Annotated in this window: 22 protein-coding genes; 13 read left to right on the top strand and 9 right to left on the bottom strand. The window is 67.7% G+C overall.

Annotated features, from left to right (window positions below; translation table 11 throughout):
* From ade to IEY58_RS04615, 4 genes are all read right to left on the bottom strand, one after another.
* On the bottom strand, positions 1 to 1719 hold the full coding sequence (gene ade, locus IEY58_RS04630; protein ID WP_189042984.1) for an adenine deaminase: 1719 nt from the start codon (positions 1717 to 1719) through the stop codon (positions 1 to 3).
* Positions 1716 to 3206, bottom strand: a complete 1491-nt coding sequence (locus tag IEY58_RS04625) for an AMP nucleosidase (protein WP_189042983.1) — start codon at positions 3204 to 3206, stop codon at positions 1716 to 1718. Before IEY58_RS04625 ends, ade begins: the two co-directional genes overlap by 4 nt.
* Positions 3207 to 3291: 85 nt before the next feature.
* Positions 3292 to 4218, bottom strand: a complete 927-nt coding sequence (locus IEY58_RS04620) for a LysR family transcriptional regulator (protein ID WP_189042981.1) — start codon at positions 4216 to 4218, stop codon at positions 3292 to 3294.
* Positions 4215 to 5666, bottom strand: a complete 1452-nt coding sequence (locus IEY58_RS04615) for an NAD(P)-binding domain-containing protein (protein ID WP_229743486.1) — start codon at positions 5664 to 5666, stop codon at positions 4215 to 4217. The genes IEY58_RS04620 and IEY58_RS04615 overlap by 4 nt, the downstream gene beginning before the upstream one ends.
* Before the next feature lie 322 nt (positions 5667 to 5988).
* Between IEY58_RS04615 and IEY58_RS04610 the strand changes: the two genes are divergently transcribed.
* From IEY58_RS04610 to IEY58_RS04590, 5 genes are all read left to right on the top strand, one after another.
* A complete protein-coding gene (locus IEY58_RS04610) occupies positions 5989 to 7569 on the top strand; it encodes an ABC transporter ATP-binding protein (RefSeq protein ID WP_229743485.1) in 1581 nt (526 codons plus the stop codon).
* Entirely contained in the window at positions 7566 to 8642 is a 1077-nt protein-coding gene (locus IEY58_RS04605; RefSeq protein ID WP_308422387.1) for an ABC transporter permease, read from the top strand. The genes IEY58_RS04610 and IEY58_RS04605 overlap by 4 nt, the downstream gene beginning before the upstream one ends.
* Positions 8639 to 9565: an ABC transporter permease gene (locus tag IEY58_RS04600; RefSeq protein ID WP_189042977.1), complete on the top strand. Its 927-nt coding sequence runs from the start codon at positions 8639 to 8641 to the stop codon at positions 9563 to 9565. Before IEY58_RS04605 ends, IEY58_RS04600 begins: the two co-directional genes overlap by 4 nt.
* 34 nt (positions 9566 to 9599) lie before the next feature.
* The gene (locus IEY58_RS04595) at positions 9600 to 10685 is read left to right on the top strand and encodes a BMP family ABC transporter substrate-binding protein (protein WP_189042975.1); all 1086 of its coding nucleotides are present in this window, start codon (positions 9600 to 9602) and stop codon (positions 10683 to 10685) included.
* Between the two features lie 551 nt (positions 10686 to 11236).
* Positions 11237 to 12274 (top strand): DUF3466 family protein, encoded by a 1038-nt coding sequence (locus tag IEY58_RS04590; RefSeq protein WP_229743484.1) that lies wholly within the window; start codon positions 11237 to 11239, stop codon positions 12272 to 12274.
* A 98-nt stretch (positions 12275 to 12372) separates the two neighbouring features.
* Here IEY58_RS04590 and IEY58_RS04585 read toward each other — a convergent pair whose 3' ends face one another.
* The 3 genes from IEY58_RS04585 to IEY58_RS04575 all read right to left on the bottom strand — a co-directional run bounded on the left by IEY58_RS04585 (position 12373) and on the right by IEY58_RS04575 (position 13498).
* Entirely contained in the window at positions 12373 to 12873 is a 501-nt protein-coding gene (locus tag IEY58_RS04585; protein WP_189042973.1) for a glutathione peroxidase, read from the bottom strand.
* Positions 12874 to 12935: 62 nt separating this feature from the next.
* A complete protein-coding gene (locus IEY58_RS04580) occupies positions 12936 to 13250 on the bottom strand; it encodes a type II toxin-antitoxin system RelE/ParE family toxin (protein WP_189042971.1) in 315 nt (104 codons plus the stop codon).
* Complete coding sequence (locus IEY58_RS04575; protein ID WP_189042969.1) at positions 13247 to 13498, bottom strand: CopG family ribbon-helix-helix protein; 252 nt, start codon at positions 13496 to 13498, stop codon at positions 13247 to 13249. The genes IEY58_RS04580 and IEY58_RS04575 overlap by 4 nt, the downstream gene beginning before the upstream one ends.
* A 223-nt stretch (positions 13499 to 13721) precedes the next feature.
* On the opposite strand from IEY58_RS04575, the gene IEY58_RS04570 reads away from it, so the two are divergent.
* From IEY58_RS04570 to IEY58_RS04540, 7 genes are all read left to right on the top strand, one after another.
* A complete protein-coding gene (locus tag IEY58_RS04570) occupies positions 13722 to 14162 on the top strand; it encodes a CBS domain-containing protein (protein ID WP_189042967.1) in 441 nt (146 codons plus the stop codon).
* Positions 14163 to 14277: 115 nt separating this feature from the next.
* A complete protein-coding gene (gene cysD, locus IEY58_RS04565) occupies positions 14278 to 15225 on the top strand; it encodes a sulfate adenylyltransferase subunit CysD (RefSeq protein WP_189042965.1) in 948 nt (315 codons plus the stop codon).
* Positions 15225 to 17111, top strand: coding sequence for a sulfate adenylyltransferase subunit CysN (gene cysN / locus IEY58_RS04560; RefSeq protein WP_189042963.1), 1887 nt, complete (start codon positions 15225 to 15227; stop codon positions 17109 to 17111). Before cysD ends, cysN begins: the two co-directional genes overlap by 1 nt.
* Positions 17112 to 17199: 88 nt before the next feature.
* On the top strand, positions 17200 to 18000 hold the full coding sequence (locus IEY58_RS04555; RefSeq protein WP_189042961.1) for an SDR family NAD(P)-dependent oxidoreductase: 801 nt from the start codon (positions 17200 to 17202) through the stop codon (positions 17998 to 18000).
* Between the two features lie 93 nt (positions 18001 to 18093).
* A complete protein-coding gene (locus IEY58_RS04550; RefSeq protein WP_189042959.1) occupies positions 18094 to 18375 on the top strand; it encodes a DUF427 domain-containing protein in 282 nt (93 codons plus the stop codon).
* A gap of 152 nt (positions 18376 to 18527) precedes the next feature.
* Positions 18528 to 19448 (top strand): helix-turn-helix domain-containing protein, encoded by a 921-nt coding sequence (locus IEY58_RS04545; protein WP_189042957.1) that lies wholly within the window; start codon positions 18528 to 18530, stop codon positions 19446 to 19448.
* Positions 19449 to 19614: 166 nt separating this feature from the next.
* Entirely contained in the window at positions 19615 to 20817 is a 1203-nt protein-coding gene (locus IEY58_RS04540) for a lytic transglycosylase domain-containing protein (protein ID WP_229743483.1), read from the top strand.
* Positions 20818 to 20836: 19 nt separating this feature from the next.
* On the opposite strand, the gene IEY58_RS04535 is transcribed toward IEY58_RS04540, so the two are convergent.
* Both IEY58_RS04535 and IEY58_RS04530 read right to left on the bottom strand, forming a co-directional pair.
* Positions 20837 to 21799, bottom strand: coding sequence for a hypothetical protein (locus IEY58_RS04535; protein ID WP_189042955.1), 963 nt, complete (start codon positions 21797 to 21799; stop codon positions 20837 to 20839).
* Positions 21800 to 21913: 114 nt separating this feature from the next.
* Positions 21914 to 22372 (bottom strand): MarR family winged helix-turn-helix transcriptional regulator, encoded by a 459-nt coding sequence (locus IEY58_RS04530; RefSeq protein WP_189043505.1) that lies wholly within the window; start codon positions 22370 to 22372, stop codon positions 21914 to 21916.
* A gap of 135 nt (positions 22373 to 22507) precedes the next feature.
* Between IEY58_RS04530 and IEY58_RS04525 the strand changes: the two genes are divergently transcribed.
* Positions 22508 to 23431 carry a ketopantoate reductase family protein gene (locus tag IEY58_RS04525; RefSeq protein ID WP_189042953.1) on the top strand — a complete coding sequence of 308 codons (924 nt, stop codon included), beginning with the start codon at positions 22508 to 22510 and terminating at the stop codon, positions 23429 to 23431.
* Positions 23432 to 23532 lie beyond the last annotated feature (101 nt).

The raw sequence follows: 23532 nt of genomic DNA, 5'->3' as shown, positions 1-23532 counted from the left end.
CTAACCGTCGAGCCCGATCACCTGGAAGCGATCGACGTCGATCAGGCCGTGGTCGGTGATCTTCAGGTGCGGGATGACCGACAGCGGCAGGAACGCCATCTGGACGAACGGCTCGGCGAGTTGGCAGCCGAGGTCGCGCACGGCGGCACGCAGATGGCGGAGATCCGCCTCCACATCTTCGGCCGACTGGTCGCTCATGAGGCCTGCGACCGGCAGCGCCAGCTCGGCCAGCACGCGGCCATCGCGCACCGCAACAAAGCCGCCCTGCAGTTCGATCAGCCGGTTGACCGCGAGCGCCATGTCGGCGTCGTCGAGCCCGACCGTGATGATGTTGTGCGCGTCATGGCCGATCGACGAGGCGAGCGCGCCGCCCGTGAGGCCGAACCCCTTGACGAAGCCGCGGCCGATATTGCCGTTCCGGCCATGCCGCTCCAGCACTGCGACCTTGGCGACGTCCTGCGCCGGGTCCGGATGTCGCTCCCCCGCGCGATAAGGCAGCGCGAGCGTCAGCGCGTCAGTCACGATCTGGTTGACCCTAAGCCCGATGACCGGGCCGGTCGGCCCCCCGCACGGCACCGCGAAATCGGTGGCACTCACCGGCGCGCGCTTGACCGAGCCGTATCCGACGGCCGGCGGCAGCCGGCGGCCCGCGAAGGTCTCCGGCCCGACCGGCCGGCCGGCACGGATGACCCGGGCGACCGCGCAGCTGTCGAGATCGTCGAGCAGCACGATGTCGGCGAGCCGCCCGGGTGCCAGGATGCCGCGATCCTTGAGCCCGAAATGGTTCGCCGCCGACCAGGTCGCCGCCCGATAGACCGCGTGGGCCGGCCGGCCCTTGGCGATCGCCGTGCGGATCAGATGGTCGAGATGGCCGTCCTCGACGATGTGCAGCGGTGTGCGGTCGTCGGTGCAGAAGCCCAGGAACGGCGAGTGGGTGATGTCGATGAGCGGCGCCAGCGCATGGACGTCGCGCGTGACGCTGCCGTCGCGGATCAGCACCTGCATGCCCTTGCGGAGCTTCTCGCCCGCCTCGGCCAGGCTGGTCGATTCGTGGCAGTTGCGGATGCCGCAGGAAAGATAGGCGTTGAGGTCGCGGCCGCCCAAGAGCGGCGCATGGCCGTCGATATGGCCGTCCTGGAACGCGACCAGCTTGTCCAGCACCTCGTCGGTCTTGGCGAGCACGCCCGGAAAATTCATGAACTCGGCGAGGCCCAGCACTTGCGGCCGGCCGCGGAGGGCTACGAGCGCCGCCGCGTCGAGCCGGGCGCCCGAGGTCTCGAGCGGCGTCGCCGGCACGCAGGAGGCGAGGTTGATGCGCAAGTCCATGGCGAGCACGCCGGCAGCCGCAATGAAATACTCGAGGCCCGGTGTGCCCAGCACGTTCGCGATCTCGTGCGGGTCGGCAATCGCCGTCGTCGTGCCGCGGCCCAAGAGCAGCCGGTCGAACTGGTCGGGCAGCACCAGCGTCGATTCCGGATGGACGTGGGTATCGATGAAGCCGGGCACGGCGAAATATCGGCTGCCGTCGATCTCCTGCCGGCCCCGATAGTCGAGATCATAAGTACCGACGATGACATCGCCGCACACGGCGATGTCGGTGCGCACGATCTCGCCCGTCGCCATGTCGAGCATGCGCGTGTTCTTGACGACGAGGTCGGCCTCGCGGCTCCCCCGCGCCTGGTCGATCCGCCGTTTCAGGTCGTCGCGGCCGAGCGTCATCGGAATGCCGTCTCCGCGAAGCTTCTGAGCTTGCGGCTATGCAGCCGCTCCAGCCATTCGTTGCGCAGCATCTCCATGGCCAGCACGCCGATCCTCAGGTGCTGGTCGACTCGCTCCCGGTAGAACCGGTCGGCCATGCCAGGCAGCTTCAGGTTGCCGTGCATCGGCTTGTCCGAGATGCAGAGCAGCGTGCCGTAGGGCACGCGGAAGCGGTAGCCGTTGGCGGCGATCGTCGCCGATTCCATGTCGAGTGCTATGGCGCGCGACAGGTTGAAACGGGCGACCAGCTCCTTCTGGTCCTTGAGCTCCCAGTTCCGGTCATCGGTGGTGGCGACCGTGCCGGTCTGCATCAACGACTTGAGGCCGTAGCCGCTGACGCCGGCGACGCTGGCAACGGCGCTCTCCAGCGCCTGCTGCACCTCGGCGAGTGCCGGCAGCGGGACCCAGGTCGGCAGCGCGTCGTCCAGCACATGGTCGTCGCGCACATAGGCGTGCGCCAGCACATAGTCGCCGAGCTTCTGCGAGCCCCTCAGCCCCGCGCAATGGCCCAGCATCAGCCAGGCATGCGGCCGGAGCACCGCGACATGGTCGGTGATCGTCTTGGCGTTGGAGGGACCGACGCCGATGTTGATGAGCGTGATGCCGGCGCCGTCGGCGCGCTTCAGGTGATAAGCCGGCATCTGCGGCTGGCGCGGCGGCCGAGTGCCGGTCGCCTCGGCCTTGGGATCGAGCACCCGGTTCGGCGTCGTGAGGTTGCCGGGTTCGACAAACGCCGTGTAGCCGTGCCCGGCCCCGTCCTGCATCATGGCGTGGCCGAGCCGCACGAACTCGTCGACGTAGAACTGGTAGTTCGTGAACAGCACGAACTGCTGGAAATGCTCGGGATTGGTCGCCGTATAGTGGCGCAAGCGCTGCAGCGACAGGTCGACGCGCGCGGCGGTGAACAGGGCCAGCGGCTGGCGGTTCGCCGTCGGCAGGAAATAGGTGCCGTTCGGCACCGCGTCATCGACGTAGGTCAGCTCCGGCAGATCGAAGAAGTCGCCGACCAGCTCGAGCCGCGCGGGATCAAGGTTCGCCTCCGGATGCATGTTCTCGCCGAGCGCGAAATGGATCGGGATCGGCCGGTTCGACAGGCCGACCTCGAGCGGCACCTTGTGGTTCTGCAGCAGAAGCTCGAACTGCTTCAGGTAATAGTCGCCGAACAGGTCGGGCCGGGTCAGCGTCGCGCGATAGGTGCCGGGCGCCAGCACGAAGCCGTAGGAGAGGCGGCTGTCGAGCCGGGCGTGGCTCGTGGTCGAGATCTCGACATAGGGATAGAACGCGCGGACCCGGCGCGGCAGGTCCGCGCCCTGGACATACTCCTCGAACCGGCGTGTGAGATAGGCGGACTGCGCCTCGTAGATCGCGCGGACCTGGGCGAGAGCCGCGGCCGCTTCGGTGAAACGGGTCGGAACCGGACGCGGTTCGGACGTGTCGATGAGCGACATTCAGTAAAACTTTCCTTCCTCGGCGGGTTTCTCCCGCCTTTTGGGCATCGGGCGCCCCGGCATCAGACAGTCAGGCACTAGACGGTCACGCCGCGGCATCTTGGCGCTCTAGCAATGACAACTCGTCGCGCACCAGCGCGATAAAGGCATCGAGTGCCACCGGCAAGGCCCGTCCCTCGCGTAAATATACACCCAGTTCCGTCGTGAGCACGCCGGCGCCATGCAACGGCACGTGGACGAGCCGGCCGCTCGCAAGCTCCGCCTCGAGTCCGATGCGCGACTGGAACGCGATGGCGCCGAGCCGCAGCGTCAGATTCTTGATCAGCTCGATCGAGCTCGCCTCGACCAACGTCTCGAGCTTGCCGCGAAAGCGCCTGAGCTGCGGCTCGAGCAGCGTATGGATCGAGAGATCGGCGCTCGGCAGGACGAGCGGGTAGCGCACGCACTGAGGAAAGGTCACCTGCGCCTCGCGTGCCAGCGCATGGTCCGGCCGCATGACGGCGCCCAGGCGGAAGCGGCCGACCGCAACCTGGGTCAGTTCCGGGTGGTGATAAAGCGAGAATGCCAGGCCCAGATCCGCATCGCCGGCGGCGAGGGCCGACGGGATCGAGTTCGAGCCCGCAGTGCGCACCTTGAGCGCGATGCCCGGGTATTTCGTGACCATGCGCTCGATCAGCGCCGGCAGGAACGCCGCATTGAGCGACTCGACCGCGATCATGCTGATCTCGCCGCGGCGCAGGCCCTTGAGCGCGTCGAGTTCGCTCGCGGCGCGCTTCTCGTCCTGCAGCACGGCGATCGCGTGGCGCGCGAAGATCTCGCCGGCCGGCGTCAGCTTCATGCCGTCCGCCAGCCGCTCGAACAGCGGCAGGCCGACCTCGCCCTCGAACTTCAGGATCTGCCGATTGACCGCAGAGGCCGCGACGTCGAGCCGGCGCGCCGCCTCGCGGATCGAGCCGTAGCGCCGGACCGCATCGAAATAGCCCATGGAGCGATAGTGGATCGGCCGCTTCATCGGGCGTCCGCCAGTCGGGTATCCGTCAGTCGGGTATCCGTCAGTTCGGGCGGCGGACCGTCGAGATGGATGAGCTCCGGCTCCGCATAGGCCATGAGCGCCGCGCAATGAGCCTCGGCATCCTCCGTGAACAGCGATTTCGCGATGCCGGCAACCAGCCGCTGGACGCCATACTTGAGCCCGCTGATCGATCCGCCGGCCAGCCCCACGCTTGGCATGGTAGCGAAAGTGAAGTCGTGGATATGGCCGAGATACGGATGGCTGCCCGGCAACTTCGCGGTGAAGGAGCAGTCCGGCGCCAGGTACGGGAATTGCGCCAGCGCCGCGTGTGCCTCGCCCTCGGGCGGCCGATAGCGGTCGGCCCAGGTCGCGATGTGCGGGGCAAGGCCGCTGAGCGCCGGCCTGAGCGCCAGGTCGACGGTGAAGCCCGTGCCGATGATGAGGAAATCGAACGTGAAGGTCCGGTCCGGCGTCTCGACCCGGATCGCCTCGCCCGCCATCTCGACGCGGGTCCAGGGGCAGCCGGTGTGGAGCCTGAACCCGTCGAAGACCTGGCAGCGCCAGAGCGTGTCCTGCGGCGGCGGCTGGTTCATGTCGAAGATCCGGCGCGTCATGCGCCAGCGGATCGGGTCCGGCAGGTCCGCGAAATGGCCGAGATAGCCGGCGTTCTCCATCCAGCGATAGGGATTGATCCGCGGCAGTTCCGTCCGCCGGACGCAGAGGTCGACCGCGGCGGCGCCCGCCTCGAGTGCCGTCGCCGCATTGTCGAAGGCTGAAGCGCCGCCGCCCAGCACGCCGACGCGCTTGCCGCGGAGGGCCGCGAAATCGATCGCCTCGGCGGTATGAGCATAGCGCTCCCGCGGCAGGTGGTCCGAGACGAACGACGGGATCTGCCAGCGCCCGCCGCCTTCGATGCCGGTCGCGAGCACGATCCGGCGCGCGTAGCGGGTCTCGCCGGTATCGAGCTCGGCGGCGAGCAGGTCGCCGTCCGGCCGGATCGCCGTCACGCGCACGCCGTTCCGGACCGGCAGGTCGAGCACCCGGCGATACCAGACGAGATAATCCTGCCAGTCGCGCCGGTCGATCTTGCCGAGCTTGGCCCAGGCATCGGCACCGTAGCGCGCCTCGAACCAGGCGCGCGGTGAGAGGCTGGGCAGGCCCAGGTCCGGGCCGGTCACGTGCTTTGGCGTCCGGAGCGTGATCATGCGGGCGAAATCGACCCAGGGTCCTTCGAGCCCCGCCGGCTTCGCATCCAGCACCTCGACCCGGGTGATCCGTTCGCGGCGCAGGCCGAAGGCGGCGGCCAGCCCCGCCTGGCCGCCGCCGACGATCAGCACGTCCGGCACAGGCTCGCCCGCACGCACCGTCTCCGGCACCCAGCCGCGCGAGGGGTAGCCAAGGAACTCCAGTTCCTGCCGTACGCGACGTTCGAGGGTTTCGAGGCTCATGGGGCGGGTCTCATCGAAAGGCGTCATCCCGCCATTCTGCGCGATTGGGCGCTGCCGTCCATGAAAATGAAAAGCATCACCCGTTGCCGATTCGGCAACGGGTGGAGTTGCGGCACCCGCAGTGGGCAGACTGCCCGTACTGAAGTCAGAAGCGGCACCCTTCCGTCATCTCCGTCGTCAAGCCCGGCCATGACGATAGGGGAAGGACGATTGGCGCTGATCGGACGGTCGCGAGGCAAGCCCAGGCCCGAATGCCCCCGCTGGCATGGATCCTGCGACGATGACAATATGGCGCCGCGTTCGAAGGGGGCAGAGCGGGGGAATGGGTGAGGTCGAGGTCGAGCCATGCCGAGGGGCTGCGATGAGCGGCGGCGGGCCGGAGACGGTCGTCCCGCGCCTCTCTATCCGCGGCATCAGCAAGCGGTTCGGCGACCTCGCGGCCAACGCCGACATCGACCTCGAAGTGGCGCCCGGCGAGATCCATGCGCTCTTGGGCGAGAACGGCGCCGGCAAGTCGACCCTGGTCAAGATCCTCTATGGCCTGCTCGCCGCCGACGCGGGCGAGATCCGCTGGGATGGCGCCGTGATGCCGATCACCTCGCCACGCGCCGCACGCGCGCTCGGCATCGGCATGGTGTTCCAGCACTTCTCGCTGTTCGAGGCGATGAGCGTGCTCGAGAACGTATCGCTCGGCCTCGACCATCCGGAGCGCGCCGACCGGCTCGCGGCCCGGGTGCGCGAGGTCAGCCGTGCCTACGGCTTGCCGCTCGATCCGGCGCGCATCGTCGACACGCTGTCGATCGGCGAGCGCCAGCGCATCGAGATCGTGCGCTGCCTGCTGCAGGCGCCGCGGCTGCTGATCCTCGACGAGCCGACGTCGGTGCTGACGCCGCAGGAGGCCGAGGCACTGTTCCGCACGCTGCGCCAGCTTGCGGCCGAGGGCTGCGCCATCCTCTACATCAGCCACAAGCTGGCCGAGATCCAGGCACTCTGCGACCGGGCGACGGTGTTGCGCGGCGGTCGGGTCGTGGGCCGCTGCATCCCCGCCGAAACGCCGGTGCGCGAGATGGCGCAGATGATGGTCGGCGCCGGGTTGCGCGAGGTCTCGCCGCGCGCCGGCCGGCCCATGGGTCCTGTGCGGCTCGAGGTCGCTAACCTCGACCTGCCGGCGGCCGACCCGCACGGCGTGACGCTCCGCGGCATCCGCTTCACGCTCCATGCCGGCGAGATCCTGGGCATCGCGGGGGTCGCCGGCAACGGCCAGGGCGAACTGCAGCAGGCACTCGGCGGCGAGCGGCCGGCGGTACGCGCGGACGCCCTGCTGCTCGACAGCAAGCCGATGGGGCAACACGACGCCGCCTGGCGCCGCCAGCACGGCCTGTGTTCTGTGCCCGAGGAGCGCAACGGCCATGCCGCCGTGCCGGGCTTCAGCCTGATCGACAACACGTTCCTGACCGCCCACGACCGGGCCGGCCTCGTCGGCCGGGGCGGACTCGTCCGGCAGGAGCGGGCGCGGGCGCTCACCGAACGCATCATCGCCGAACGCGACGTGCGGGCGGGAGGCCCCGCCGCTGCGGCCGCGACGCTGTCGGGCGGTAACCTGCAGAAATTCATCATCGGCCGCGAGCTGGCGCAGCAGCCGGACGTGCTGGTGGTGGCACAGCCGACCTGGGGCGTCGATGCGAATGCCGCGGCCGCGATCCATCAAGCGCTGGTGGCGCTCGCCGAGGCCGGCAGCGCCATCGTCGTGATCTCGCAGGACCTGGACGAGCTGTTGCTGCTCGCCGACCGGATCGCCGTGCTGCACGGCGGTGAACTGTCGCCGGCCCTGCCGGTCGAGGGCCTGTCGATCGAACATCTGGGCCTGCTGATGGGCGGCGTCAGTGCGGAGGCGGCATCGTGAGGCTCTCTGTCGAGCCGCGCGCCGAGCCGTCGCGCCTGCTCTGGACCGCGACACCGCTCCTGGCGCTGGCATTCACCATGGCGATCGCGACCGCGCTCTTCGCCGCGCTCGGCCATAATGCCGGGCAGAGCTTCATGGCGTTCTTCGTCTCGCCGCTCACGAGTCTCAATGGCTTGACCGAGCTGGGCGTGAAGGGAGCACCCCTGCTCATGATCGCGGCCGGCCTCGCGATCGCGTTCCGTGCCGGCGTCTCCAACATCGGTGCCGAGGGGCAGCTCATCATGGGCGCCGTCGCCGGCGGCGGCGTGGCGCTTGCCTGCTGGGACCTGTCGGGCCCCTGGATTCTGCCGCTCATGATGCTGGCCGGGATCGCAGGCGGCATGGCCTGGGCCGCGATCCCCGCCTTCCTGCGCGTGCGCTTCGCGGTCAGCGAGATCCTGACCAGCCTGATGCTGACTTATGTCGCCTCGCTGTTCCTGAACCTGCTGGTCTACGGCCCCTGGCGCGATCCCGAGGGCATGAACTTCCCGCAGTCGCGCCTGTTCAACGACGACGAGACGCTGGGCATCCTCGTCGACGGCACGCGGCTCCACACCGGCACGGCGATCGCCCTCGGCCTGACGCTCGTCGCCTGGTTCGTCATGACCCGGACGCTTACAGGCTTCCGCATCCGCACGGTCGGCGCCTCGCCCGCGGCGGCGCGCTATGCCGGCTTCGGCACGGACCGGACGATCTGGCTGACGCTGCTTGCCAGCGGCGGGCTCGCGGGCTTGGCCGGCCTCATCGAGGTCGCGGGGCCGATCGGCCAGATCATCCCGGAGATCACGCCCGGCTACGGCTTCACGGCGATCATCGTTGCGTTTCTCGGGCGCCTGCATCCCTTGGGCATCATCCCGGCGGCGCTCGTCGTCGCCCTCTCCTACATCGGCGGCGAGAACGCGCAGGTGCTGGTGGGATTGCCCAAGGCGGTGACCGGCGTGGTGCAAGGCCTGCTGCTGTTCGTGCTGCTCGCCTCCGACTTCCTGGTGCGCTATCGCCTCAAGCTCGTGCGCCCGGCCGGAGCCGCGGCATGAGCCCCGACACGCTCGTCTCGCTGCTGGCGACCACGCTCACCGCCGCCACCCCGCTCCTTCTGGCGGCGATCGGCGAACTGGTCGTCGAGCGCGCCGGCGTGCTCAACCTCGGCGTCGAAGGCATGATGCTGACCGGCGCCGTTTCGGGCTTCGCCGCGATGGCGCTGACCGGCAGCCACGCCTTGGCCCTCCTCGCCGCCATTCTGGCCGGCATGGGCCTGGCCGCGGTCTTCGGCTTCCTGGTGCTGACGCTCATGAGCAACCAGGTCGCGACCGGCCTGGCGCTCACCATCTTCGGCACGGGCTTGAGCGCGCTCATCGGCACCGGCTTTACCGGCGAGCCGGTGCCGGCGCTCCCCAAGCTCATGCTGCCCGGCCTCAGCACCTTGCCGATCCTCGGCAAGCTGTTCGAGCAGGACGCGCTCGTCTATTTCGCCGTCTTCGCGGTCGCGGCCGTCGCCTGGTTCCTGAGATCGACGCGGGCGGGCCTCGTGCTCCGCGCGGTCGGCGAGGCAGATCTCTCGGCCCATTCGATCGGCTATCCGGTATTGCGCATCCGCTTCCTGGCGATCCTGTTCGGCGGCGCCATGGCCGGCCTCGGCGGCGCCTACCTATCGCTCGCCTATACGCCGATGTGGGTCGAGAACATGACCGCCGGGCGCGGCTGGATTGCGCTCGCCATCGTCGTGTTCGCGGCCTGGCGGCCGTGGCGGGCGGCGGGCGGCGCCTATCTCTTCGGCGGCGTCACGGTACTGCAGCTCTACCTGCAGGGCAGCGGCCTCTTGCCGATCCCGCCGCAATTGCTTTCCATGTTGCCGTACCTGGGGACGATCCTGGTCCTGACCCTGATCTCCTCCGGCCCGTTCCGCCGCCGCTTCAGCCCGCCGGCCTGCCTCGGCAAGCCGTTCCGGCCGCCCGCATGAAGCATCGATCATGAACCATCGATAAGGACCTGCCATGCCGAACACCGTCGACCGCCGCCGCTTTCTCCTGGGTTCGGCCGCACTTGGGAGCGCTGCGCTCGCCTCCCGCATCCTGCCGGCACGCGCCGCCGGGCCGTTCCAGGTCGGCTTCCTCTATGTCGGCCCCGTCGGCGATTTCGGCTGGAGCTACCAGCACGACCAGGCGAGGAAGGCGGTCGAGGCCAAGCTTGGCGACCAGGTGAAGACGAGCTTCGTCGAGAATGTCGCCGAGGGGCCGGACTCCGAACGGGTCATCCGCCAGCTGGCCTCGGCCGGCAACCAGCTGATCTTCTCGACCTCGTTCGGCTTCATGAACTCGGCGCTCAAGGTGGCAAAGCAGTTCCCGGCGGTGAAGTTCGAGCAGGCGACCGGCTACAAGACCGCGCCCAACGTCGCCGAATACAACGGCCGCTTCTACGAGGGCCGCGCCGTCTGCGGCACGATCGCCGGCCATGTCTCGAAATCGGGCATCGTGGGCTACGTCGGCTCGTTCCCGATCCCCGAGGTCGTGATGGGCATCAACGCCTTCACGCTCGCCGCCCGCAAGGTCAACCCGGCGATCAAGGTCAAGGTCATCTGGGTCAATTCCTGGTTCGACCCGGGCAAGGAGGCGGATGCCGCGAAGTCGCTCATCGACCAGGGCGCCGACATCCTATGCACCCACACCGACAGCTCGGCCATCGTGCAGACCGCCGAAGCGCGCGGCGTCCATGCCTTCGGCCAGGATTCCGACATGAAGCAGTTCGGGCCCAATGCCCAGCTGTCGGCGATCGTCAACAACTGGGGCGACTATTACATCGCCCGCACCAAGGCGGCGATGGACGGCAGCTGGAAGGAGCAGAGCGTCTGGGAGGGCCTCAAGGAAGGCATCGTCCAGCTCGCGGCCTATGGCCCCGGCGTCACCGATGAGGCGCGCAAGGCGGCGGACACGACCAAGGCCGGCATCGTCGCCGGCACGCTGCATCCCTTCACCGGACCGGTCAGCGATAACAAGGGCAAGGCCCGCATTGCGGCCGGCGCCAAACCGACGGACGAGGAACTCCAGAAGCAGGACTGGTACGTGGAAGGCGTGCAGGCCTGAGGCCGGACGCCGGTTTCGAAGCACAGAAGCTCAGTCGATAGACCGGCGGAAGCTGGTGCGACGCCGGGCGATTCCGCGCGGGGATCCCGCCTGCTACCGCAAGGTCGCGCGTGGCCGCGACCAGGGTGGTTACGGCGATCCTGCCTCGCGCGCACAACCGCGGGCGCCACGCCCGACAGGCGGTCCCGGCGGAAATCCGCGACTTCCCGCGATCATTGCTGAAAATTATCATTAACAACCAGAATTACTAATTACACTTACGTACAGCACTTCAAGGTAGTGAACAATATCCGATACATCTCTGAATATACGCGAAGTAACTACCAATTATATAAGTACACCATCGGACAATTTCTGATTGTTTCCACAAATTTATTTGAGATTATTTCTAGTAACGATTACTGCTACAGTTACTCTGAACGCGCAGACCTGAATCCAAATGTAGCCGGTGCAGTTTTCCACGGGACAGACGCCCGCTGGCACGTGGCAAGCGTCGCGCTTACACCCACGATGCCGATCTCGACATAGGTCATGCTCTAGAAAAGGGGTTCATGATGCCCTACGCACGCGAGCGATTGAGCGGGGGGCGCGACTACGCCCGCCGCGCGCTGACGGTTTTCGCCCTGTTGGCCCTTTCCGCGTTCCATCCTGCCGCCGGCCAAAGTTTCGCCATACAGGACCTAGGCACGCTCGGCGGCACCTCGAGCCAGGCGGCCGGCATCAACGATCGCGGACAAGTGGTGGGCCAAGCGGACACCGCGAACGGAGTTTCGCATGCCTTCTTGTTTGAAAAGGGGGTGATGACCGACCTCGGCACGCTCGGTGGCAGCAGTGCCGCGTTCGGGATCAACGAGCCAGGCCAAGTGGTCGGCAGTTCGAATACCCACAGCACAATCCAGGACGCTTTTCTATTTGAAAACGGGGTGATGACGGACATCATTCCTGGTGATGCTCGCACTTTTGCTACCGGCATAAACAATCGCGGCCAAATCGTCGGCTACACTGGCGAGAGACACGGTCGACCACTCACGGCGGCTTTTCTATATGAAGACGGGGTGGTGACCGTGCTTCCCGGTTCGCTCCCCGGTGCTTCCTTTAGCGCAGCTTTTGGGATTAACGACCGCGGCCAAATAGTGGGATCGGCGATTATCTCGCCCGGACCCTATCACGCTTTTCTGTTTGAAAATGGAGTAATGTCCGATCTCGGCACGCTCTCGGGCGCTAGCTTGAGCAGCAGCCGGGCTTTCGGGATCAACAACCGCGGCCAGGTGGTGGGTGTATCGGACACCGCGAACTCTCAGCACGCTTTCTTCTTTGACAATGGGATAATGACTGACCTCGGCACGCTCCCGGGCGGCAGCTTCAGCCAGGCTCTGGGGATTAACGAGCGCGGCCAAGTGGTTGGCGAGGCGGACACGGCAAGCGGAGCCCTCCACGCTTTCTTGTTTGACAATGGGGTAATGACTGACCTCGGCACGCTCCCGGGCGGCAGCTTCAGCCAGGCTTTCGGGATCAACAACCGCGGTGAGGTGGTAGGCGTGGCGAGCACCGCAAGCGGAGCCCAGCACGCTGTTCTCTGGACGCCATAGACGGGAGGCCGGCCGATCAAAGCGGCTGGTGGCCGTAGCGGCGCTGCGCTACGTCCGCCCCGAACCGGTCGGCGACAAGACGGCCTGATCTTGCCGAGTCAGGCGTCGCCCGGGCCGATCACCCGGCGCACGGCCCGGTCGAAGCGGCCGCTGTCGGGCTTGGTCGGGCTCAAGAACCAGGTCTTGAGCCGCCCGTCGCGGCCGATCAGGTATTTGTAGAAGTTCCAGCGCGGCCGCGAGAAGAAGCCGCCCTCGGCCGCGAGCCAGCGGAACAGCGGATGCGCCGCCGGCCCGCGCACATGGACCTTTTCCGTCATCGGGAAATCGACGCCGTAATTGATCTCGCAGAACGAGGCAATCTCGTCGGCCTCGCCCGGCTCTTGGGCTCCGAAATCGTTCGATGGCACGCCGATGATCACGAGCCCCTGGTCCTTGTGCCGCCGCCAGACTTCGGTGAGGCCGGCATATTGCGGCGTGAACCCGCATTTCGACGCGGTATTGACCACGACGAGCGGCCGGCCCCTGAAGCGCACAAGATCGAACGGCTCGCCCTGGAGCGTCCGGAAGCTGAAGTCGTAAGCAGTCTTGCCGTCGGCCACGCGTGTTTCTCCAATTTGCTTGTCGAGCCTGCTCGTCGGAACAGTCGGCTCAGGCTTCCCGACTATTCTTTCAATTCTTTGCGTCGCGCGACAAGGGCTCGGGCAAGATCGCGCGCACCGTGAAACACAGCCAGGATCGTGACGACCTCCGCCTCCGCCCGATAGACGATCAGATAGGGCTGGGAGGGGACCGGAAACTCGCGGGTGTCAGGTAAGCGCCCCGGACGGCCGCTGTCGGGAAAGCCGGCAAGATGGCGGGATGTGGCAACGATCGCCCGGTAGATCTTCTCTGCCGCCGCCGGATCCTCGTCGGCGACATAGTCGACAATAGCATCGAGATCCCGTTCGGCCGGCTCCGCGAAGACCAGTCGCCTCAACGCGACCAGCCGTGTTTCGCCGAGATCCTTGCAAACACGTCATCGGCCGGCCGTACGCGCCCGGCATCCGCAGCCGCAATGCCTTCCCGGATGCGTTCGACCTGCCAGGCATTGGTTTCCAGATACTGCTGAAGCGCCTGGTTCACGATATCGTCGCGCGAACGATCGGTAGCGGCGGCAAGCGCGTCGATTTCCGCGACCGTCTCCTTCTCAGCGTGGACCGTTATAGATGCCCTGGCCCGGCTCATCGCATACTCCTTCATCCCTCGCCACGATCATAAGGCACAAACGCCAGAGACAAAACCGCCGGCAAAATCCTGCAACTTTTGCGACGACGGCCCGGATGGCCCCAAGTCTTCTGATGCTTTGCGGCGCCATCAGTGGTGAACTAGTGCTGCAACAGAAATGGCTTGATCGGGTATCATTCCGGTTCCAACGCCGCGGCGGCACGACAGATCGGGGAGGCATTCCATGACGAACGTGGCCCATATCCTTCAGTCGAAATCCGACATGACCGTCTACAACGTGTCGCCGAGCACATCGATGTTCGACGCGATCTCGCTGATGGCGGAGAAGAACATCGGGGCCTTGCTCGTCATGGACGGAGACACGATCAGCGGCATCGTCTCCGAGCGCGACTATGCCCGGAAGATCATTCTGGCCGGCCGATCGTCGCGCGAGACGCCGGTCGGGGACGTCATGTCCTCCCCCGTCATGTATGTGGCGCCGTCGGCCAGCACCGAAGAATGCATGGCGCTCATGACCAAGAACCGGCTGCGCCATCTGCCCGTGCTCGACAACGGCAAGCTGGTCGGGCTCATCTCGATCGGCGACCTGGTCAAGGACATCATTTCCGAGCAGAGCTTCATGATCGAACAACTGCAGCACTACATCTCGGGGACGCCCGCCTGACCGAAGTTCTACATATTGATATCGGCCATGCGAAATAATTACAGATCGACGGCGGCTTATCGCTTATGGTGCCCGCCCCGACGGTTGGAGCCGTCGATCTGAAGAGGGAAAGAGGGTGCAGTCCGCTACCGTCCAAACGCTTCCGGCCCAAACGCTCCCGGCCGCCGGCCTTACGCACCTGCAGCGGCTGGAGGCGGAAAGCATCCACATCATGCGGGAGGTCGTGGCCGAGGCCGAGAACCCGGTGATGCTCTATTCGATCGGCAAGGACAGCGCCGTTATGCTGCACCTGGCCCTGAAAGCGTTCTATCCGGGCAAGCCGCCCTTCCCGCTGCTGCATGTCGATACCACATGGAAATTCCGTGAAATGATCGTGTTCCGCGACCAGATCGCGGAACGCTACGGGCTCGACCTGCGCGTCCATATCAATCCGGATGGGCTCGCCCAGGGCGTCGGCCCCTTCACCCACGGCTCCGAGCGGCACACCCACGTCATGAAGACCGAGGCGCTGAAGCAGGCGCTGGACCACGGGCGCTTCGACGCGGCGTTCGGCGGCGCCCGGCGCGACGAGGAGAAGAGCCGCGCCAAGGAGCGCGTCTTCAGCTTCCGCACGGCCCAACATCGCTGGGACCCGAAGCATCAGCGGCCGGAACTCTGGCACCTCTACAACACGCGCAAGCACAAGGGCGAAAGCTTCCGTGTGTTCCCGCTGTCCAATTGGACCGAGCTCGACATCTGGCTCTATATCCAGGAACAGAACATCCCGATCGTGCCGCTCTATTTCGCCAAGGAGCGCCCGGTCGTGCGCCGCGACGGCACCTGGATCATGGTCGACGACGCCCGCATGCCGCTCGAGCCCGGCGAGGAGCCCGAGCTGCGCCGGGTCCGCTTCCGCACGCTCGGCTGCTATCCCCTGACCGGCGCGATCGAGAGCGAAGCCGACACGCTCGACAAGATCATCGATGAGATGCTGGCCGCGACCAGTTCCGAACGCCAGGGCCGCATGATCGACAAGGACACCGCCGCGTCGATGGAGCAGAAGAAGCAGGAGGGCTATTTCTGATGGCGCCCGAAGCCCTGCCCCAGAGCCCGACGCCGGCGCAGACGCCCCAGCGCGATCTTCTGCGCTTCATCACCTGCGGCAGCGTCGACGACGGCAAGTCGACGCTGATCGGCCGGCTGCTCTACGAATCGAAGATGCTGTTCGACGACCAGCTGGCGGCCCTCGAAGCCGACAGCAAGAAGGTCGGGACCCAGGGCGGCGCGCTCGATTTCGCGCTGCTCGTCGACGGGCTCGCGGCCGAGCGCGAGCAGGGCATCACCATCGACGTCGCCTACCGCTTCTTCGCGACCGAGCGGCGCAAATTCATCGTCGCCGACACGCCAGGCCACGAGCAATACACGCGCAACATGGTGACGGGGGCGTCGACCGCCGATCTCGCCGTCATCCTGATCGATGCGCGCAAGGGCGTGCTGACCCAGACCCGGCGCCATGCCTATCTGGTCTCGCTCTTGGGCATCCGCCGGATCGTGCTCGCGATCAACAAGATGGACCTCGTCGATTTCTCGCAAGAGGTCCACGAGCGGATCGTAGCCGACTTCACCAGCTTCGCCCGGCAGATCGGCCTCGACGACGTCGTCGCGATCCCGCTGTCGGCGCTCGCCGGCGACAATGTCACGGAGCAGAGTCCGCGCATGCCCTGGTACCAGGGCCCGGCGCTCATGCCCTATCTCGACGAGATGGCGCTGCCCGAAGCGAAGGCGGACCGGCCGTTCCGCCTGCCGGTGCAATGGGTCAACCGCCCGAACCTCGATTTCCGCGGTTTCAGCGGCCTCGTCGCCTCCGGCCGCATCCGGCCGGGTGATCCGGTCCGCGTCGTGCCGTCCGGCCGCGTGAGCCGGGTCGCCCGCATCGTGACCGCCGACGGCGACCTCGACGAGGCGGTCGAAGGCCAGTCGGTGACGCTCACGCTCACGGACGAGATCGACATCAGCCGCGGCGACGTGCTGGCCGACGCCGCCCGTCCGCCCGAGGCGGCCGATCAGTTCGAGGTGACGCTCGTCTGGATGGCCGAGGAGCCGATGCTGCCCGGCCGTTCCTATCTCTTGAAGCTCGGCACCAGCACCGCGCAATGCACGATCACCTCGGCCAAGTACAAGGTGAACGTCAACACGCTCGAACACCTGGCAGCGAAGTCGCTGGCCTTGAACGAGATCGGCATCTGCAACATCGGGCTCGACCGGCCGATCGCCTTCGACGCCTACGACGACAACCGCGAGCTGGGCGGTTTCATCCTGATCGACCGGATGACCAACGAGACGGTCGGCGCGGGCCTGCTGCATTTCGGGCTCCGCCGCGCGCAGAACGTCCATTGGCAGCCGGTCGACATCGACAAGACGGCGCAGGCCCGGCTCAAGGGCCAGAAGCCCTGCATCCTATGGTTCACGGGCCTTTCCGGCGCCGGCAAGTCGACCATCGCCAACCTGGTCGAGCAGGATCTCTACGCTCGCGGCCGGCACACGGCGCTGCTCGACGGCGACAATGTGCGCCACGGCTTGAACAAGGACCTGGGCTTCACGGACGCCGACCGGGTCGAGAACATCCGCCGGGTCGCCGAGGTCGGCAAGCTGATGGTCGAGGCGGGCCTCATCGTCATGGTCTCGTTCATCTCGCCGTTCCGCGCCGAGCGGCAGATGGCGCGCGAGCGCGTCGAGCCGGGCGAATTCATCGAGATCTTCGTCGACACGCCGCTCGAGATCGCCGAGGCGCGCGACGTGAAGGGCCTCTACAAGAAGGCGCGGCGCGGCGAGCTCGCCCATTTCACCGGCATCGACAGCCCGTACGAACCGCCGGAGGCGCCCGACATCCGGGTCAACACCTCCATCATGACCGCGCGCGAGGCGGCGGACAGCATCATCCGCTACCTGATCGACCACGCGATCATCTGAAACCGTCCTCGTGGTACCGCTCGTCTGCTTGACAGGGTGCTTCGGCCACTTACTTTCATTATGAAAGTTTTAGGCCAGGAGGTTTCACATGGATCTGCAATTGTCCGGCAAGCGCGCCCTCGTCACCGGCTCGTCGAGCGGCATCGGCGAGGCGATCGCGAAGCTGTTGGCGGCCGAGGGCGCCCTGGTGGTGGTGCAGGGTCGCCGCGCGGCCGAGGTCGAGCGTGTCGTGGGCGAGATCAAGGAGGTCGGGCATATTGCGGCCGGCGCCGTCGGCGACGTCAGCCGGCCCGGCGAGGCGGAGCAGGTAGTGCACGCGGCGCTCGCGGCTTTCGGCGGCGTCGACATCCTGATCAACAATGCGGGGGCGGCCCCGCTCGCCGGCTGGTTCGATGGGTCGCCCGAGCTCTGGCGCGATCTCTACGAGCAGAATGTCGGCAGCGTCGTGCGCATGGTGCAGGCGTTCGTGCCGGCGATGCGCGAGCGCGGCTGGGGCCGCGTCGTCAACCTCGGCTCGATCGTGGCCGACGCGCCGCGCAACGCCAATCCGCATTACACGGCGACGAAGGCGGCCAACGTCAATCAGACGGTCAGCCTCGCCAAAGAGTTGGCCGGCACCGGCATCACGGTCAATTCGGTGAGCCCGGGCCTGATCCGCACGCCCGCGACCGAGCCCTGGATGCAGGGATGGGCGAAGCAGCACAATTGGGGCGACGACTGGGACGTGATCGAGCGCAACGTCGCGACCCACATCGTGCCCAACCCGTCCGCGCGCATGGGCCGCCCGGGCGACATTGCCTACGCGGTCGCCTTCCTCGTCTCGCCGCTCGCGAGCTTCATCAACGGCGCCAACATTCGCGTCGACGGCGGCGGCAACCCGACGATCTGATCGACCGGCCGCCTAACTCGGTCTTGTCCGGTCGGCGGGCTTGTCCCGCCGGCCGCCGGATCCAATCTGGATGAGGCGCAGAGGAGAGGCGGCATGAAGGCGATCTGGAATGGTGCGGTCCTGGCTGAGAGCGACGATATCGTGCAGGTCGAGGGCAACGCCTATTTTCCCGCCGGTTCGCTGCGGCACGATCTGACGACCGACAGCGAACTCACCACCGTCTGCCCCTGGAAGGGCACGGCACATTACCTGAACCTCACGATCGACGGCCGGACCAACGAGAATGCGGCCTGGTACTATCCGGCCCCGAAGCCGGCGGCGGCGCAGATCAAGGACCGCGTCGCCTTCTGGAAGGGCGTCACGATCGTCGCCTGATACCCCCAGCCCGCCGCATCGCGGAAAATGCGTATCGGGCCCCCGATTATCCAGGCGCAATCTGCGCGACAATGGTTTAAGAACCTAGATACAGAGTCCGGCGCGTCCGCACGGGATGGCGCCTTCCGCATTTTCCGAAGAACTGCCTGACCATGAGCTCGAAAATCCCGCCAGCGGAATGGGACGCCATCGCGGCGCGTCGCGACAATGGCGAATCCGTCGCCTATATCGCCCGCACCTACGAAACCAGCCCGGCCACGATCTACGGCATCTTGAAGAAGGTCGCCGAAGCCAAGGCGGGGCAAGCGCCCAGCCCCACACAAGAAGCGCCTGCCCAGGAACCCCCTGCCCCGGCAGCGCCGCAGCCCGCTGCACCGGTGGTCAAAGCCCGGCCTGCCGAGGCACCCGCGGCCCGGCCTGCAGTGGCACCGGCGCCGGCCGCAGCGGAGACTGCACCGGCCGCGACTGTGCCGCCGCGGCGGGAACCGTCGCGCCTGACCCTGGCGTCGGCAGCGCCGCCGCGACCGGCCCCAGCGCCCGCCCCCACGCCTGCTCCGACGCCTGCACCTGTCCAGGCGGCACCGGCTCCGGTGGCGCCGGCGACACCGGCTCCAGCAACGCCAGCCCAGGCCCCGGCCGCGCCGGCGACCGCGGCCCCCCAGGCGCAGCCGGCAACACCGTTCCGCTTCACCTATGAGAACCGTGCGGTCGAGCCGCCGCCGCGCCAGCCGCGGCAGCCGATGCCGCCCCGGCCCTTTGCCGAGCAGGAGCCGAAGACGGCGCTCAACGCCAACCTGGACGCGGAGTTGCGCGCCCAGGCGGACGCCGCGATCGCCACGTTCCAGAGCGCGTTCGAGCAGGTGCTCGGCGAGGAGACCGCGGCGACGCGCAAGGCGTTGCGCCAGGCGGCGTCCGACCTCATGCGCGTCGCTGCCCGCACGACGATCGCGCTCGAGCGCAAGGACGCAATCGCCGACCGCGCCGCCATGCCGCAGATGCAGCGCTATCGGAACGAGCCGCCCGGCGAGCCCGGCGGCGAGTTCCGCCACGGCCGCCGTCCCCCACGCAACTGAGGGCGCGCGGCTGACGGCGCTTTCTCCACATCGGGGATGATGTTTGGATACCGCTCGAAGGACGGTATCCAAACCCCCGACTCTACACGAATATTGCTCTTTGCGGCGCTTCATGGTTAACGTGGCGCTTCGAAGCCAGTTGGGGGGACATCTGGCGATGACGCGCATGATGTTCAGGGGAACCATGTGCCGCGTGCCGATGCGCGGCATGGTCGAAGTGCGCCGGGCCGCAGTCGGCGTCGTGCTCTTGTCGGGCCTCGCGGCCTGCGCGGGATCGCCGCCGGGTGCCAGCACGGCACCGGTATCGGTGGCGGCACCGCAAAGTGCTGCCGCCAATTACGCGCCGCCCGGGCCGCCGAACGACCCGTGGGGACCGTACATCCACGAAGCCTCGACCCGTTTCTCCGTACCGGAGAAATGGATCCGCGAGGTCATGCGCCAGGAATCGGGCGGCCGCGAATATATCAACGGCGGCCTCACGACCTCGTCCGTCGGCGCCATGGGGCTGATGCAGCTTATGCCCGTGACCTATGCGGAGATGCGCGACCGCTACGGCCTGGGCCCGGATCCCTACGCACCGCACGACAATATCCTGGCCGGCACCGCCTATATCCGTGAAATGTATGCGCGCTACGGATCGCCGGGCTTCCTCGCCGCCTACAACGCCGGGCCGGGCCGGCTCGAATCCTACCTCTACGGCGCCACCCCCCTGCCGGCTGAGACCGTCGGCTACCTGACCTCGGTGGCACCACGCCTCGGCGACGATGCGGCGCCGAGCGGCCCGCTCGCCCATTACGCGATGGCCGAGACCTCGTCGGATTCGCTCAACGCTCGCTCGCTCGCGGGCACCCTGCCCGCGTCATCTCCGCAACCGGTGCCCGCGGCGCCTGCGCCCGCAACGGGGGCCGTACAGATGGCGAGCTATCAGGTGCCACCGCCGGATGCGCCGTCGGGTGACCTCTATCGCGAACTCCAGGCCAAGGCGACGCGAGCGCCGATCGAATCCTCGCCGCTCGCGGCCTATGCCCCACCGGCCCCGCCGCCAAAGCCGCAGCCGCAACAGGCGCGGGTCGTGCTCGCCGCCGCGACGGCGCCCGCCCTCGCCCCGGGCGGAAGCTGGGCCGTGCAGGTGGGCGCGTTCAGCACCGCGGCGCAGGCCCAGACGGCGGCGGCCGATGCCCGCAGCCGCGCCCGCGGCACGCTCGACCGCGCCCAGCCGTCGGTCGCGACTGTCAACCGGCCGTCTGCGCCGGCGGTCTATCGCGCCCAGCTGGTCGGCCTCAGCGCCGACGGCGCGAGCGACGCCTGCAGCCGGCTTGCGCATGAGCATGTCGCCTGCATCGTGGTGGCGCCGCACGGCAGCCTGTAGCCGCCGCCAGCAGCATCTGCTAGCGGCAGACGACGTCCGCCACTGCAGCCGGCGGGCCTGGGCTGATGCCGCAGAGCCGCGTGCCCCCGGCATAGTCGACGCGATAGACCTCGAGCGGCCGTTCCCGCGGGTCGAAGGGATGGCGCGGCAGCAGCTGGTCGAGATAGGTCACGTCCTTGAGCGGGCCGAGTTCGGCCACGTCCGTCCGCATGTCGTCCAGGTTCCGTCGTAGGCGGGCCGCCGCCTCGGGCGCATAGCGATCGGCGGTGAGATGGCCCTGGGCGATATCGGCCAGCACGGCGCGCAGCAGCGGGGCACTCGGCCGTTCGGGCCCCGAGCCCTGCCCCGAACCTTGAACGGTCAATTTCGTTGCGTGGATCGGCACGCCGCCGGTCAGCTGGGTGCCGAGCGCGCCGCCGCTGATCGTCCCGGTAAGCGCGCTGCTTGTCGGCGCGGATGCTTTCAGGATCAGGGTCGCCGGCCCGACCCAGGAGCGTAGGACGATCTGGTTGCCGTCGATGCTGCCGGCCGCCGTGCGGTCGAGACGCAGGCAGCGGGCGTCGAGCGCGGTGCCGGTCTGGCGCAGCTCGCAGATGTCGCGGTCGCCGGTCTCGCCGCTGTAGCGGATGTGCACGCCCGAGAAGAGTCCCACATCCATGGCGAGCCGCTTCGGCGAGTTCACTTTCCAGAGGCCGGTGAAGCTGCGTCCGAGGACGGTGATCTGCTCGGTCGAGCCGGATACGGGCGCCGTTGCAGCGGCCGTGACGGTGGGAGCGGCGGCGACCGGCGCGCTGTTGTCGCTCGCAGAGGCCGCGGCAGCGCGTCCCGGGTCCGCCGGCGCCTCTGCCGCGGCGGATAGCGGAACCGCCAGCGACGTCTCGCCCGGCTCTTCCTGGCGCGCGACGCATCCGGCCACGCCGGCGAGCAAGCTCGCCAGCAGCACGACCCTCGCCCCTCGTCCGATCCGGTCAGCGGAACGCATGATCCCTCCGTCGAGCGTATCGCCCATCATAGAAGAGAGACGCACGGGACGGCAAAGACCACGCGGCGGCGCAGCCGGCACTGGCCGGCGCGCGGCCGTCAGGACGGCCCGGGATCAGAAGGGGCGGGCAGCGGCGAACGCGCGCTCGAAACCGTCGTCGGCGATGAAAGCCAAGGTCGCGCGCAGCGCCTCAGCCTGTTCGCGGCCGAACACGGCCTCGAACCGCTCCTGCGCGTCGTGCCAGAGCGCCGTCGTTGCGTCGAGCTTTGCCGTTCCGAGCGAGGTCAGGGCGACCAATCGGCTGCGCCGGTCCCCGGGATCGACCGTGACCGCGACCAACCCATCCCGCTCGAGCGGCTTCAGGTTATGGGCGAGCGCCGAGCGGTCCAGCACGAGCAAGGCCGCGAGTTCGCCCATCGTCGGCGTGCCAGCGCGCGCGATATGGATCAGGATCGCCCGCTGGGTCGAGCGCAGCCCGCTCGGCGCCAGGGCCGCGTCATAAAGCTGCGACACCCGCCGCGTTGCTTTGCGCAGGGCCGTAAAATTGCACTGCCCGCCGTCGGCCCGGTTCATCGCCGTCACCCATCCTCCTCGCGTCGCTTGACGGATATTAGCACATACCCATAATCACAATAGCGGCATATGCAAATAATGATTTGTCGTCGCCGCGAACGCATGAGGCGACGGCATGGACGGAAGGAGAGGACGATGCGGATTCTGATCGTCGGCGCCGGCTCGACCGGTGGCTATTTCGGCGGGCGGCTGGCCCTAACCGGGCGCGACGTGACCTTCCTGGTGCGGCCGACGCGGGCTGAGCGCCTGCGGGAGGCCGGTCTCGAGATCGTGAGCCCGCACGGCAACTTCACGCTGGCGCCGTCGCTCGTGACCGCCGGCCAGATCGACAAGCCCTACGACGTCGTGCTGCTGACCGTGAAGGGCTTCGGCCTCGACGCAGCACTCGACGACCTCGCCCCCGCGATCGGGCCCGAGACGATGATCCTGCCCGTGCTGAACGGCATGAAGCACGTCGAGACGCTCGAGGCGCGCTTCGGACCGCGGGCGCTCGTCGGCTGCGTCTGCAAGGTCGCAACCCACCTCGACGATGCCGGCCGCATCGTCCAGCTGACCCCGCTCCACGAGCTTGCCTATGGCGAGATGGACGGGGCGCCCACGGCCCGCGTCGCGGCCCTTGACCGCATCATGCAGGGTGCCGGCTTCGATGCCCGGCTGTCGTCCGCGATCGCGCGCGAGATGTGGGAGAAATGGATCTTGCTCGCGACCATCGGCGGCGTCACCTGCCTGATGCGCGGCAATATCGGCGCGATCGAGGCGGTGCCCGGCGGCGCCGATTTCGCGCTCGCCTTCCTCGACGAGGTCACGGCGATCGTACGCGCCGTGGGCGTGCCGCCGAGCGACGGTTTCCTTAAGGCAACGCGGCCGCTCGTGACCCAGCACGGCTCGCCGCTGACCTCGTCCATGTATCGCGACCTCGAAGCCGGCCGGGCGGTCGAGGTCGAGCAGATCCTGGGCGACCTTTTGGCCCGCGGCCAGCGCGCCGGCCTCGCGACGCCGCTCGTTCACGCCGCGACGACCCACCTGCGCGTCTACCAGAACCGCGTCGCGCCCCGCTGAGGGCGGTTCGATCCAGGTCGCCTCTCTCACGTCCCGGCCGGGCATGCCCCACGGCTGTCCGATTTATTTTTCCCGTCATCCCGCCTGCGCAGGGATGACGG

This window comes from Aliidongia dinghuensis (assembly GCF_014643535.1).
Taxonomy (GTDB): domain Bacteria; phylum Pseudomonadota; class Alphaproteobacteria; order ATCC43930; family CGMCC-115725; genus Aliidongia; species Aliidongia dinghuensis.
Note: the sequence above shows the minus strand (reverse complement) of the source record. Positions and strands in the feature narration are given on the sequence as shown.